The organism is Pseudoduganella sp. R-34 (assembly GCF_049904655.1).
GTDB lineage: Bacteria > Pseudomonadota > Gammaproteobacteria > Burkholderiales > Burkholderiaceae_D > Rugamonas.
In genome coordinates, this window is sequence record NZ_CP184572.1 from 2,964,967 (window position 1) to 2,977,688 (window position 12,722).

Genomic DNA, 12,722 nt, shown 5'->3' on the forward strand with positions numbered 1-12,722 from the left:
CGGATGTGTCGAACATGGTAGCGGGATAGCTGGGGAGCGGGGACCTGTCAGGAATTTTGTGTGCCGGGGTCGCGGTTTAGTTAATTGATCGCGTTGGTAAAACGTTCCCCAAACAGGATGGCAAACTGGTTGGCGGCCATCTTCCAAGTCCGCTGCGGCATCTTCCAATCTTTTTCAATATTGCGCAAGGCCAGGTACAGTAATTTCGTCGCTGCCTCGTCGCTCGGGAAGTGTCCGCGGTTCTTGACGATCTTCCGCAAACGCATGTGTAGGCTCTCAATGGCGTTCGTTGTGTAGATGATCGAGCGTACTTCCGGCGGGTATGCGAAGAACGGAATCACTTGCTCCCACTGGCGCCGCCACATGGCGACCACGGTGGGGAAACGCTGGCCCCAAGGGCCCTGTGCAAAGGCATCTAGCGCCGCTGCGGCTGCATCAGCGTTGGCAGCCTGGTAGATTGGCTTAAGCGCTGCTGCGAGCTCCTTACGATCCTTCCACGACGCCAGCGTCATCGTGTTGCGGATCAGGTGCTCGATGCAGGTCTGGATATGTGCTTGCGGGAACACCGCTTCAATCGCTTCGGGGAAGCCGCGCAGGCCATCAACGACGGCGATCAGGATATCCTCCAGGCCACGGTTGCGCAGTTCGTTAAAGACCTTCAGCCAGAACTTGGCGCCTTCAGTTTGCTCAATCCACAGGCCCAGGACTTCTTTGCGACCATCGGCGCGAATGCCCAGCGCCAGGTACACTGCCTTGTTCTTGACGGTACCCTCGTCGCGGATCTTCAGGCGCAGCGCATCGAAATAGACAATTGGGTACATCGCTTCCAGCGGGCGCTGCTGCCATTGCGTCACTTCCTCCATCACTTCGCTGGTGATCGTGGAGATCAGGTCTGGCGACACCTCGGTGCCGTACAACTCCAGCAAATGGGCCTGGATTTCGCGTACCGTCATGCCACGGGCATACATGCCGATCACATGGTCATCAAAGCCCGGCATACGGCGCTGATGCTTGGCTACCAGCTTGGGTTCAAAGCTGGAAAGGCGGTCGCGCGGGATCTCCAGTTCCAGCTCGCCGCCCGGTGCCAGCACGGTCTTGCGGCTCTTACCATTGCGGTGATTTTTGGCGTCGCCTTCGGTGGCGAGATGGTGGGTCAGTTCGGCCGTCAGCATGCGCTCGGCGAGCATCTTCTTCAGCTGGCCGGCAAGGCCCGATTCGCCGAGAATCGACTCGGCATCCTTGTTCTCCACCTGGGCCAGCAACTGGTCAATCAGTTCAACGGGAAACGGGTACTGCTTCTTGGTTTTTGGTTTCTTCGTGGTCATTACGTCGGTCATGGACAATCCCTTTCGGTATTATTTCATGACCCCGGTCTCACACTAAATTTCTGACAGGCTCGGGAGCGGCGATGCACCTTGCCGGCCCCTGTTACACCTGTACACCTCGGACGTACGGTTGCAGAACCGGATCGACACGAAAACTCCGCGCACCATCCAGTTAGGGCTGCTGGTCGAGGTACTGACGTTCCTGAAGTACGTGCGCGCGTTCCGGGCGGACTTTATCCCGGGACTCGAGGCATTGAACAAGGAACTCAATTCGCCTCTAATGCATCTTGGCGTTGAGGGATATATCCAAATGGCCGATTTGGCCGTGCGCAGCGAGCGATTAATCGGAGAGAGCAATGATTTCCAATGCGCGTTGACGCCGGAAGCGTTGACCTATACGTGCAGGAGATATGCGGCATACCAACGGCAACCCTCACCAGCAACGGCGATCCGGGCGGACAAGGCATCCTGGGAATCATGAGCAGAGCAGACAAATTGGTGTATTGGGTCTACCGCGATAGCGGAGGGAATGTGTATAACTGGGGGAAGGTGATGTCTCCCCTCGAATGGCCTATCGATGGCAATTATGGATTGCGTGCGGAAGGGCTCGACCATGTTGGCTGCCACGTCTCGCTGTCCTGAGCGGGCGGTACATGGCGGCATTGACTTCTACCTTGATGCGGATAGGTGCAGCTTGGCTGTGCGCTTTTTGGCGGATTGCCAGACCTGACCCCGACTTTCGAATTTATAGGTAGGGGGTGATGTGGCTTAGGGCGCGGTCGGCGTAGCTGTCTTTTTCGCCGATGGGGGCGACATAGTGCAGGGCTGCGCGGGCTGACTCTGGGCCGTCAAGGCGTGCCAAAACCCAGGCTGCGAGATATTGGGAGGCGAGGCAGCCGCCGGCCGTGGCGATGTTGCCGCTGGCGTGGAAGGCTTGTGGCAGTACCTGCACACCTGCTTCGGACAGCCACGGGGCGGTTGTCGAGTCGGTGCAGGCGGGGAGGCCGGTCAGCAGGCCAAGGCGGGCCAGCAGCAGGGCGCCGGAGCATTGCGCGCCAATTAATTGGCGGCTTGGATCGAGTTGGAGCAGCGCCATCATCGCGGGATCGGCGGCGATGTCGCGGGTACGGATGCCGCTGCCAACCAGTACCGCGTCAGCCTGGCATGCGTCGGCCAGGCTGCACTGGCCGTGCAGCGTGACGCCATTCATTGAGGTCACCTGTTCGCTTGGCGTTGCCAGCGATACTTTCCAGCCCGGTTTCTTGTGCCGGTTCAGGATGCCAAGCGCCACCAGCGAGTCGATTTCGTTGAAGCCGTCGAAGGTGAGGATGGCGACGTGCATGGCGTCAGAGTATGGTGCCGTCGAGAGCGTGGCGGACGATGATGCCGTCGGTGGCGATGGAGATCCAGCCGCCGCGCGGGGGCGTGGATTCTGGCTCCCAGTCCGGCAGCACGTAGCGCCGGGTGCCGGCGACTTCGTGCAGGGCGGGGCGGTGGGTGTGGCCGTGGATCATGATCGCGGTGCCGGTTTGGGCGAACACGTCGGCAATCGCTTCGGGCGTCACATCCATGATTTCGTAGGATTTCTCGGCGTGGCCTTGCTTGCTCTGCTCGCGCAGGCCGGCAATGATCTGCTTGCGCTGGGCCAAAGGCATGGACAGGAACTGCCGCTGCCATTCCGGCTGGCGCACTTGCGCGCGGAAGGCCATGTATTTCACATCTTGCGTGCACTGGGCGTCGCCATGTACCAGCACGATGCGCTGGCCGTAGGCGTCGATGACCCAGGTTTCGGGCAGCAGGGTCAGGCCCGCTGCGGCGGCGAAGGCTTCGCCGACCAGGAAGTCGCGGTTGCCCGCGATCCAGAATAGCTGCACGCCCGCGTCGCTTACGCGGCGCAGGGCGGACACGATCTGCTGGTGGAAAGGATCGGGCAGGTCGTCGTCGCCTGCCCAATATTCAAAAATATCGCCCAGCAGGTAGAGCTGCTTTGCACCCAGCGCATGTTCGTCGAGGAAGCGCAGGAATGCTTCCGTCAGCACCGGCCGTGCCGGCTGCAAATGCAGGTCTGATACGAAGAGAATCAAATTAAGCCGCTTCGATCTTTTCGATGATGATGTCTTCCGCTGGAACGTCGGAGAACATGCCGGAACGGGTGGTTTTCACGCCCTTGATCGCGTCAACGACTTCGGTGCCCTGGGTGACTTTGCCGAATACGGCGTAGCCCCAGCCGTCCTGGCCTGGGTAGTCCAGGAAGCCGTTGTTCTTCACGTTGATGAAGAACTGTGCGGAGGCGGAGTGCGGTGCCGAGGTGCGTGCCATGGCCAGGGTGTATGGCTCGTTCTTCAGGCCGTTCTTGGCTTCGTTTTCCACGGTCTGGTCGGTTGGCTTTTGCTTCATGCCTGGCTCGAAACCGCCGCCCTGGATCATGAAGCCATCGATTACGCGGTGGAAGATGGTGTTGTTGTAGTGGCCAGCGTTCACGTAGTGCAGGAAGTTCTCAACGGTCTTCGGTGCCTTCTCTGCGTCCAGCTCGGCAACGATGGTGCCTTTGTTGGTGGTGATGGTGATGGTGGTCATCTTGTTGTCCTTTTGTGTTACTGAAAAAGAGTTATTTTACAGGCTCTGGCTGCGGAGCAGGAGTGGGCTCCTGAACCGGTGCAGGTTCCTGGGCTGGTGCGGGCTCGGCAACTGGCGGCGGCGGTGCCGGTGGGGCTGGCGGTACGATGCGGTTTTTGAGGACCGTGGCCGATTTGATCACGATCGGGTTGACCGGGATGTTCTGGAAGCCTGGCTTGTCGTCCACCAGCACGCCCTTGATCTTGTCGACGGTCTCTTTGCCCTGGATGACTTTACCGAAGACGGCATAGCCGTGGCCTTTCATGTTCGGGTAATCCAGGCCGATGTTGTCCACTACGTTGATGAACCATTGCGCATTGGCGGAGTTCGGCGAGTCGTGGCGCGCCATCGAGATGGTGTAGGCCAGGTTGGACAGGCCGTTCTTTTCTTCACTCTTGATGTCGGGGCGTAGCGGTTGTTTGGATTTCAGGTCGGCCGTATAGCCGCCACCCTGGATCATGAAGCCGTTGATCACGCGGTGGAAAATCGTGTCCTTGTAAAAGCCGCTCTTGACGTAGGCGAGGAAGTTGGCGGTCGTAATCGGGGCCTTTTCCTGGTCCAGTTCAACGATGATTTCGCCAACGTTGGTCTTGATCGATACTTGAGGGTTGTCGGCAGCTGCCGCGGCGCTGCCAATCAGCAGGCCGGCCAGCAGGGCAATCCATTTCTTCTGCATTCTTGTTTCCTTTATAAGAATTGCGACTCGCGTGCGCGAATTTTTCAGTGCTATACTTCGCCAGACGTTCCATTCTAACAAAGTAGAACTATAACAAAGGGACCAAACATCCCCCTGGTACACACCGAGCACCGGTGCGACGCCCCAGGCGCTTCGCACCAGTGACCCGTTTACTTCTAGTCCGATGAGCAATTTAAAGATCTTCAACACGCTGGCACGCGAAAAGCAGTCGTTCAAACCCATTGAGGCGGGCAAGGTCCGGATGTATGTCTGTGGCATGACCGTTTACGACTACTGCCACGTGGGCCACGGCCGCATGCTGATGGCGTTCGACGTCATTTACCGCTGGTTGAAGGCATCGGGCTATGACGTGCGCTATGCGCGCAATATCACCGACATCGATGACAAGATCATCAAGCGTGCGGTCGAGAATAGCGAGACGATTGGCCAACTGACTGGCCGCTTCATCAAGTACATGGATGAAGATTGCGAAGCCCTGGGCATCCTGAATCCGACCGACGTGCCGAAGGCGACCGAATACGTGCCGCAGATGCTGGGCATTATCGAGAAGCTGGAAGCCAAGGACCTGGCCTACAAGGCTGCCGATGGCGACGTTAACTACGCTGTGCGCCAGTTCGAAGGCTACGGCAAGCTGTCGGGCAAGTCGCTGGACGACCTGCGCGCGGGTGAGCGCGTGGACGTCAACACCGGCAAGCGCGATCCGCTGGATTTCGTGCTGTGGAAGGCCGCCAAGGAATCCGAGCCGGAAGAGGTGAAGTGGGATTCCAAGTGGGGCAAGGGCCGTCCGGGCTGGCACATCGAGTGCTCGGCCATGTCGTGCTCCCTGCTGGGCGAGACCTTCGATATCCACGGCGGCGGCGCTGACCTGCAGTTCCCGCACCACGAAAACGAAATTGCGCAGTCGGAAGGCGCTTCCGGCAAGACGCTGGCCAACTACTGGGTTCATAACGGTTTCGTGCGCGTGGACGGCGAGAAGATGTCCAAATCGCTGGGCAATTTCTTCACCATCCGCGAAGTACTGAAGCAGTTCGATGCGGAAGTGGTGCGTTTCTTCATCCTGCGCGCCCACTACCGCAGCCCGCTGAACTATTCGGACGTGCACCTGGAAGACGCGCGCGGCGCGCTCACCCGCCTGTACACGGCGCTGGATGGCGTGGAAGGTGACGGCCAGCCGCTGGACTGGAGCGAAGACAATGCCAAGCGCTTTGCCGAGGCAATGGATGACGACTTCAACACCCCGATCGCGGTGTCGGTGCTGTTCGACCTGGCTTCGGAAGTGAATAAGACCAAGTCGCCAGTTGCGGTGCGCCAGCTCAAAGGCCTAGCCGCCGTACTGGGCCTGCTGGAACGCAGCCCTGAGGAATACCGCAAGGCCGCACCGAAAGGAGCGGAAGGCGAGGGCATGGGCGAAGCGGCCATCGAAGCCGCCATTGCGACCCGTGCCGCAGCCAAGAAGTCGCGCGACTTCGCCACTGCCGACAAGGTGCGTGCAGACCTGCTGGCGGCCGGCATCGTCCTCGAAGACAAGCCTGACGGTACCACGAACTGGCGCCGCGCGTAATGGTTCTATCCAGGGATAACGGGGATCAGGCCCCGGTGCCGCCGTATTGGGAGGAAGCCAAGGCAGAGCTCATGAAGCGCGATCGCATCATGAACCGCCTGATTCCGCAATTCGGCGATTTGCACCTGGTCGGCCATGACGACCCGTTCATCACCCTGGCGCGCGCCATCGTCAACCAGCAGGTCACGACCCAGGTCGCCAATGCGGCGTGGGCCAAGCTGCTGGAAATCTGTCCCAAATTCACCCCGGCGGCGGTGCAAAAGGCAGGCGCCGCTGCGCTGGCAGGCTGCGGCCTCTCAAAGCGCAAGGCCGAGTACATCCTGGACCTGGCCGACCATTTCAAGAACAAGAAGGTCCATGCCGCCCAATGGGCGCAGATGGATGACGAAGCAGTGATCGCTGAGCTGGTTCAAATTCGCGGCATTACGCGCTGGACAGCGGAGATGTTTTTGATATTTAATTTGCTCCGACCCAACGTGCTGCCGCTTGATGACAGCCGGCTGATCAGTGGGATCAGCCAGAATTATTTTTCCGGGGAGCCCGTGTCGCGTAGCGATGCGCGCGAGGTTTCGGCCAACTGGGAACCCTTCCGGACGGTCGCTACCTGGTATTTATGGCGTAGCCTTGATCCGGTTCCGGTAAAATAGCGCAAATTCTCACCGGCAACCGCCAAAAGCAGTGTTGTCGGAGAAGCAAAAAACCTTGGAGGTACAATGATTAAAACGACTTTCCTCAATTTTGAGCAACCGATCGCGGAACTGGATTCCAAGATTGAAGAGCTGCGTTTCGTACAAGACGATTCGGCCGTCGACATTTCCGAAGAAATCGACCGCCTGGCCAAGAAGAGCCAACAGCTGACCAAAGACATTTACGCCAAGTTGACTCCTTGGCAAGTTTCCCAGATTGCCCGCCACCCACAACGTCCATACACCATGGACTATGTGAACGAAATCTTCACCGACTTCCACGAACTGCACGGCGACCGCACGTATGCGGACGACCAGTCCATCGTGGGCGGCTTCGCCCGTTTCAACGGCCAGCCATGCATGGTGATCGGCCACCAGAAGGGCCGCGATACCAAAGAGCGCGCCATGCGCAACTTCGGCATGCCGAAGCCGGAAGGCTACCGCAAGGCCATGCGCCTGATGAAGCTGGCCGAGAAGTTCAACCTGCCTATTTTCACCTTCGTTGACACCCCTGGCGCATTCCCTGGTATTGACGCGGAAGAACGCGGCCAGTCGGAAGCGATCGGCCATAACCTGTATGTGATGGCGGAACTGAAAGTGCCGCTGATCGCCACCATCATCGGCGAAGGCGGTTCCGGCGGCGCGCTGGCGATTGCCGTTGGCGATTCTGTGCTGATGCTGCAGTACGCGACTTACTCGGTGATTTCGCCTGAGGGTTGCGCTTCGATCCTGTGGAAGACTTCCGAGCGCGCATCCGATGCGGCTGAAGCGCTGGGCTTGACCGCGCACCGCCTGAAGGCCATGGGCCTGGTCGACAAGATCATCAACGAGCCATTGGGTGGCGCTCACCGCGATCCGAAGGAAATGGCCAAGCTGCTGAAGCGCGCGCTGGCGGATTCGCTGCGCCAGTTCCAGGGCGTGAAGACCAAGGACCTGCTGGCTGCTCGTCACGAAAAGCTGATGAGCTACGGCAAGTTCAAGGAAACTACTGCTTCCGAATAAAACCTGTAAAGCGGTGTCTGACCCGCAGGGTCAGAGACCGGACACGCGGCCGCCGCGTCTTAGGTGCCTGACCCTGCGGGTCAGGCACCGGTTTACCGGTTTTGAATTATGCGCGCCCAACAAATCCTCCTGCAATCCCTCGCCGAACTCCCGCAAGGCCCTACAGCCATCGCCTACAGCGGAGGCCTGGACAGCAGCGCCTTGCTGCACATGGCTGCAGCGAGCGGCCGCAAACTGTACGCCTTCCACATCCACCACGGCCTGAGTCCCAACGCCGATGCCTGGGAAGCCCATGCCCGCGCCGAATGCGAACGCCTGAACATCGCCTTCGCCAGCCGCCGCGTCACCCTCGACGACCGCAGCGAAGCCTCCGCCCGCAAGGCCCGTTACGCAGCCTTGGGAGCACTCTGCACTGAGCACAGCGTGCACCTGCTCCTGACCGCCCACCACCTGGACGACCAGGCAGAAACCATCCTGCTGCAACTGCTGCGCGGCGCCGGTCCGGCCGGCATGTCCGGCATGGATGCCTTCAATCGCGCCCCAACGTTGCTCGGCACCCCTGACGTGCTACTGGCCCGCCCGCTGCTGCAAGCCAGCCGTGCCGAACTCGAAGACTACGTACGCGAAAACGCCATTGCCTACATCGAAGACGAGTCCAACGCCGACACGCGCTACGCCCGCAACGCCTTGCGCCATGAAGTCATGCCGCGCCTGGCCGAAGCCTTCCCCGGGTACCAGGAGCGCTTCGCCCGCAGCGCGCGCCACGCGCAATCCGCGCAGCGCCTGCTGACCGAGCAGGCCGCCGAAGACCTGCGCGCCTGCCTGGCCGGCGAGGACAGCCTCGACATGGCCAAGGTCCGTACGCTCAGCGCCGACCGCACCTCCAACCTGCTGCGCCATTGGTTCGCCGAGCGCGGCATCCGCCTGCCATCGGCCAGCTGGCTGGCCGAAATGCAGGAGCAGGCCCTGACCGCGCGCGACGACGCCAACCTCAAGGTTACCCATCCCGACTGCGAAGTGCGGCGCCACCGCGACCGCCTCTACCTCGTGCCGCGCAAACCCGAGGCCGACGCCGGGCAGCGCGCAAGCTTCCGCTGGAACGGAGAGGGCAGCATCGACTTCCCGGCCTTTGGCGGCACGCTGCATGTTGAGCTGGCGCCGGTCGGCCTCGACCCCGACTGGCTGCGCCAGCAAATGCTGACGATCGAACTGCGCAAGGGCGGCGAAAAGCTCAAGCCCGCCCGCAACCGCCCCACGCGCACACTCAAGCAGCACTACCAGACCTTGGGCATCCCAGCCTGGGAGCGCGAGCGCCTGCCCATGGTATCGATTCCCGGCGATATCCTGTATGCCGCCGGTATCGGCATGGATTGCCGCAAACTGAGCTCGGGCGCCGGGCATCGTTTGGTGTTTCGCTGGGAAACCAAATAATTTTTGCCGACACCTGTCTAGACATATGAACTTATGCCAATTAGGTATGAGTGTATGAGCTTTTTGACTTGAGATTTTGCAACGCAGCATGTAGAGTAAAGGGCTCCCTTTATCACATCAATGCGGAAAAATCAGCATGGCTTTAATCGTTCACAAGTACGGCGGCACGTCGATGGGCTCGACGGAACGCATCAAGAACGTCGCGCGTCGCGTCGCCAAATGGCACGACGCGGGACACCAGGTGGTCGTAGTGCCGTCGGCAATGTCCGGCGAAACCAACCGCCTGATTGCCCTGGCCAAGGAAATCCAGAACCCGCCCGACCCACGTGAACTGGACATGATTGCCTCCACCGGCGAGCAAGTGTCCGTGGGCCTGCTGTCGATGGCGCTGCAAGCGATCGGCAAGGACGCCATTTCCTACACCGGCTGGCAAGTAGCGATTAAAACCGACTCCGCCTTCACCAAAGCCCGCATCCAGTCGATCGAAGACGGCCGCGTGCGAGAAGACCTGGAGAAGGGCCGCATTGTGATCATCACCGGCTTCCAGGGCGTGGACGAGAACGACAACATCGCCACCCTGGGCCGCGGTGGTTCCGATACCTCGGCCGTTGCGATTGCCGCCGCGCTGAAGGCTGACGAATGCCTGATCTACACCGACGTCGATGGCGTCTACACCACCGATCCGCGCGTGGTGTCCGAAGCGCGCCGCCTGAAAGCGATCACCTTTGAAGAGATGCTGGAACTGGCTTCGCTGGGTTCCAAAGTCCTGCAAACCCGCTCGGTGGAATTCGCCGGCAACTACCGCGTACCGACCCGCGTGCTGTCCTCGCTGACCGATCCGCTGATGGATCTGGCGGAAGAAGCCAACTCGGGCACCCTGATTTCGTTTGAGGAAGACCAAAACATGGAACAAGCAGTCATCTCCGGCATCGCCTTCAACCGCGACGAAGCCAAAATCACCGTCCTGGGCGTGCCAGACCGTCCAGGCATCGCTTACCACATCCTGGGCCCGGTGGCCGAAGCCAATGTCGAAGTCGACATGATCATCCAGAACCAGGCAGTGGACGGCAAGACCGACTTCACCTTCACCGTGTCGCGCAACGACTACCAGAAGGCGATGGACGTGCTGCACAACGAAAAGGGCGAGATCGGCCACCACACCCTGGTGGGCGACGCCAAAGTGTCCAAGATCTCCGTGGTCGGCGTGGGCATGCGTTCGCACGTCGGCGTGGCTTCCCAGATGTTCAAGACCCTGGCGGAAGAGGGCATCAACATCATGATGATCTCCACCTCCGAGATCAAGATTTCCGTCCTGATCGACGAGAAGTACATGGAGCTGGCCGTGCGTGCACTGCACAAGGCATTTGAACTGGAAAAAGAATAAATATTTCCAAAAAAACTTCCGTATTATCCTTGACCAAAGCGGTATCGGTCTTTAATATTGCGGTCGCGTTGACGCAGTAACAGTTCAACGAGGAGGCGTGGCCGAGTGGCCGAAGGCACTTCCCTGCTAAGGAAGCATACGGGCAAAACCTGTATCGTGGGTTCGAATCCCACCGCCTCCGCCAGATTCAAGCAAAAAGCCCCGAGGAAACTCGGGGCTTTTTGTTTTCATACTCAACAAAAGGAATGATATGAAGTTGATCTCTGCAATCTTGCTTGCCGCCTCGCTTGCAGTGAGCGCCCATGCAGCCAACCCGAATCCCGATGCCAGGCAGGTCAAGGCCACGCACGACCTCCTGGCGGCGATGCAAGCCGAGAAAATGATGCGCATGACCGCAGGCATGAGCCGCTACGCATCGGACGCTGAGCGCAACCGGGTGATGGACAAAGTGATGGCAACGCCGGCGGAAACCATCTACGCTGGACTGGCAACGCCGGTGGCCCGCCTCCTTAGCCCGGAGACGGTGACCGAGATGACGCGCTTCTACGAGTCCAGCTACGGCAAGAAGTCGCTGGACAGCATCTACAACAGCGGCGCCCAGCTTTACCCAGCCGTCCCCAAGGCAACGCCCGCCGAACAGGCCGCGATGAAGAAACCTGCCTACATCAAGGCCGATCGCGAATTCAAGGAGAACGAGCAGGCGATTCGCCACGAAGTGTTCGTGCTGCTGAAACAAATCATCAACCCGAAGAAGTAGGCCCTTGATGGGGCGCTTGCCGGGTGCGAAAATCGCGCGGCGCAGCGTCCCTTTTCAAATATTCGTGAGATTCTAAATGGCAGTTTCCAAAACCCGTCTCGATGCATCCCGCTTCTTCCTCCGCCTCGCCATTGGCGGCATGGCCATCCTCATGGGCTTCCAGGCCCTGCGGCATTCCGGCTTCCCATCCAGCCTTAACGGTGCCGGCTATTGGGCCTTGCACCTGACCGAGATGCTGTGCGGCGCACTGATCATGATCGGCCTCCTGATGCCTTACGCCAGTGCTGTCCTGACCCTGGTGGTGGGCTTGCCGATCGTGCTTGGCTGGATTCACGGCGCGCCCGTCCTGGGCAACCTGCATGCCCTGTTCCTCTTGCTCGTCGTGACTGCAACCGCGCTTGGCGGTGCAGGGCAGTGGTCGCTCGGCAAAGACTGAGGATTCTGCGCTATGCTGGAGTGATGCATTGGAAGTCACTCCTGGTTTGCTTACTCGCCGCACCGTGGGCGCGGGCGGAGACTATTACGCTCAGTAACGGCGAGTGGTTGCCTTACCTGTCCGAGACTTTGCCGCATTACGGCGCCGTGTCGCGCATCGTGTCCGAAGCGTTCGCGCTGGAAGGCATTACCGTCAAATATGTGTTCCGCCCCTGGCCGCGCGCTTATGCTGAAGCGCAGCGTGGGCTGGTCAACGGCTCGGTGGTCTGGAGCGTGGGGCCGTTGACGACTGAGCGGGCACGCGAATTCCTGTCCAGCGACACCGTGCTGGAAGCCCAGTCGGTGTTTTTCCTTCGCAAAGGCTACAACTTTACCTGGACCAAGGATGCCGACCTGGCCGGCCTGCGTATCGGCGGCGTGGCCGGCTACGAATACCGCTTCGAGGAAGTGCCGGGTGTTCGCCTGGACCGCGCCTCCACCGAAGAACTCAACTTGCGCAAACTGCTGGCCGGGCGCGTGGATGTCGTTCCTGCCAGCCTTGATGTGGGCCGCTACATCCTGCGCACGAAATTCAAACCGGAAGAAGCCGCCGGCATTACCGTGGCGCCGGGACGCTACAACAGCACCCAATACCGCCTGATCATGCGGCGGGCCGACGCCGAAAATGCCGGCTACATCGAGCGTTTCAACCGTGGGTTGCGTAAGCTGAAGGAATCGGGCAAGTACGACCAACACATGGCCGACCTGGCCGCCGGGCGATACTGATCGTGGCGCTACTTGCTGGAAATAAATAACTGTATATAATCACAGTATTTTCAGCAAGCTAAC

General features: G+C 59.9%; 14 protein-coding genes and 1 tRNA gene. 10 read left to right on the plus strand and 5 right to left on the minus strand.

Annotated elements, in window-relative coordinates; all coding sequences use genetic code 11:
* Positions 1 to 80: 80 nt before the first annotated feature.
* On the minus strand, positions 81 to 1,325 hold the full coding sequence (locus ACN9MW_RS13785) for an IS256 family transposase (protein WP_426172194.1): 1,245 nt from the start codon (positions 1,323 to 1,325) through the stop codon (positions 81 to 83).
* A 130-nt stretch (positions 1,326 to 1,455) separates the two neighbouring features.
* Here ACN9MW_RS13785 and ACN9MW_RS13790 point away from each other — a divergent pair, with 130 nt between their 5' ends.
* Positions 1,456 to 1,806, plus strand: coding sequence for a hypothetical protein (locus tag ACN9MW_RS13790; protein ID WP_426171495.1), 351 nt, complete (start codon positions 1,456 to 1,458; stop codon positions 1,804 to 1,806).
* 264 nt (positions 1,807 to 2,070) lie between these two features.
* Here ACN9MW_RS13790 and ACN9MW_RS13795 read toward each other — a convergent pair whose 3' ends face one another.
* Genes ACN9MW_RS13795 through ACN9MW_RS13810 form a run of 4 tightly spaced genes read right to left on the minus strand, consistent with a single transcriptional unit; the run spans position 2,071 to position 4,617 of the window.
* The gene (locus ACN9MW_RS13795) at positions 2,071 to 2,667 is read right to left on the minus strand and encodes a DJ-1/PfpI family protein (protein WP_426171497.1); all 597 of its coding nucleotides are present in this window, start codon (positions 2,665 to 2,667) and stop codon (positions 2,071 to 2,073) included.
* 4 nt (positions 2,668 to 2,671) lie between these two features.
* Entirely contained in the window at positions 2,672 to 3,409 is a 738-nt protein-coding gene (locus ACN9MW_RS13800) for a UDP-2,3-diacylglucosamine diphosphatase (RefSeq protein ID WP_426171499.1), read from the minus strand.
* A 1-nt stretch (position 3,410) separates the two neighbouring features.
* On the minus strand, positions 3,411 to 3,902 hold the full coding sequence (locus tag ACN9MW_RS13805) for a peptidylprolyl isomerase (RefSeq protein ID WP_426171501.1): 492 nt from the start codon (positions 3,900 to 3,902) through the stop codon (positions 3,411 to 3,413).
* 31 nt (positions 3,903 to 3,933) lie between these two features.
* Positions 3,934 to 4,617, minus strand: a complete 684-nt coding sequence (locus tag ACN9MW_RS13810; RefSeq protein WP_426171503.1) for a peptidylprolyl isomerase — start codon at positions 4,615 to 4,617, stop codon at positions 3,934 to 3,936.
* A gap of 184 nt (positions 4,618 to 4,801) precedes the next feature.
* On the opposite strand from ACN9MW_RS13810, the gene cysS reads away from it, so the two are divergent.
* From cysS to ACN9MW_RS13855, 9 genes are all read left to right on the plus strand, one after another.
* Positions 4,802 to 6,199: a cysteine--tRNA ligase gene (cysS, locus tag ACN9MW_RS13815; protein ID WP_426171504.1), complete on the plus strand. Its 1,398-nt coding sequence runs from the start codon at positions 4,802 to 4,804 to the stop codon at positions 6,197 to 6,199.
* On the plus strand, positions 6,199 to 6,846 hold the full coding sequence (locus tag ACN9MW_RS13820; protein ID WP_426171506.1) for a DNA-3-methyladenine glycosylase family protein: 648 nt from the start codon (positions 6,199 to 6,201) through the stop codon (positions 6,844 to 6,846). Before cysS ends, ACN9MW_RS13820 begins: the two co-directional genes overlap by 1 nt.
* A gap of 66 nt (positions 6,847 to 6,912) precedes the next feature.
* Positions 6,913 to 7,887: an acetyl-CoA carboxylase carboxyltransferase subunit alpha gene (locus ACN9MW_RS13825; RefSeq protein ID WP_426171507.1), complete on the plus strand. Its 975-nt coding sequence runs from the start codon at positions 6,913 to 6,915 to the stop codon at positions 7,885 to 7,887.
* Positions 7,888 to 7,995: 108 nt separating this feature from the next.
* Positions 7,996 to 9,318 (plus strand): tRNA lysidine(34) synthetase TilS, encoded by a 1,323-nt coding sequence (gene tilS, locus ACN9MW_RS13830; protein WP_426171508.1) that lies wholly within the window; start codon positions 7,996 to 7,998, stop codon positions 9,316 to 9,318.
* A 136-nt stretch (positions 9,319 to 9,454) separates the two neighbouring features.
* Positions 9,455 to 10,702 carry an aspartate kinase gene (locus ACN9MW_RS13835; RefSeq protein ID WP_426171510.1) on the plus strand — a complete coding sequence of 416 codons (1,248 nt, stop codon included), beginning with the start codon at positions 9,455 to 9,457 and terminating at the stop codon, positions 10,700 to 10,702.
* A 91-nt stretch (positions 10,703 to 10,793) separates the two neighbouring features.
* Positions 10,794 to 10,886 (plus strand) — tRNA-Ser (locus ACN9MW_RS13840).
* Positions 10,887 to 10,952: 66 nt separating this feature from the next.
* Positions 10,953 to 11,459, plus strand: a complete 507-nt coding sequence (locus ACN9MW_RS13845; RefSeq protein ID WP_426171512.1) for a hypothetical protein — start codon at positions 10,953 to 10,955, stop codon at positions 11,457 to 11,459.
* A gap of 76 nt (positions 11,460 to 11,535) precedes the next feature.
* The gene (locus ACN9MW_RS13850) at positions 11,536 to 11,895 is read left to right on the plus strand and encodes a hypothetical protein (RefSeq protein ID WP_426171513.1); all 360 of its coding nucleotides are present in this window, start codon (positions 11,536 to 11,538) and stop codon (positions 11,893 to 11,895) included.
* 107 nt (positions 11,896 to 12,002) lie between these two features.
* Complete coding sequence (locus tag ACN9MW_RS13855) at positions 12,003 to 12,659, plus strand: substrate-binding periplasmic protein (RefSeq protein ID WP_426171515.1); 657 nt, start codon at positions 12,003 to 12,005, stop codon at positions 12,657 to 12,659.
* Positions 12,660 to 12,722: the final 63 nt, after the last annotated feature.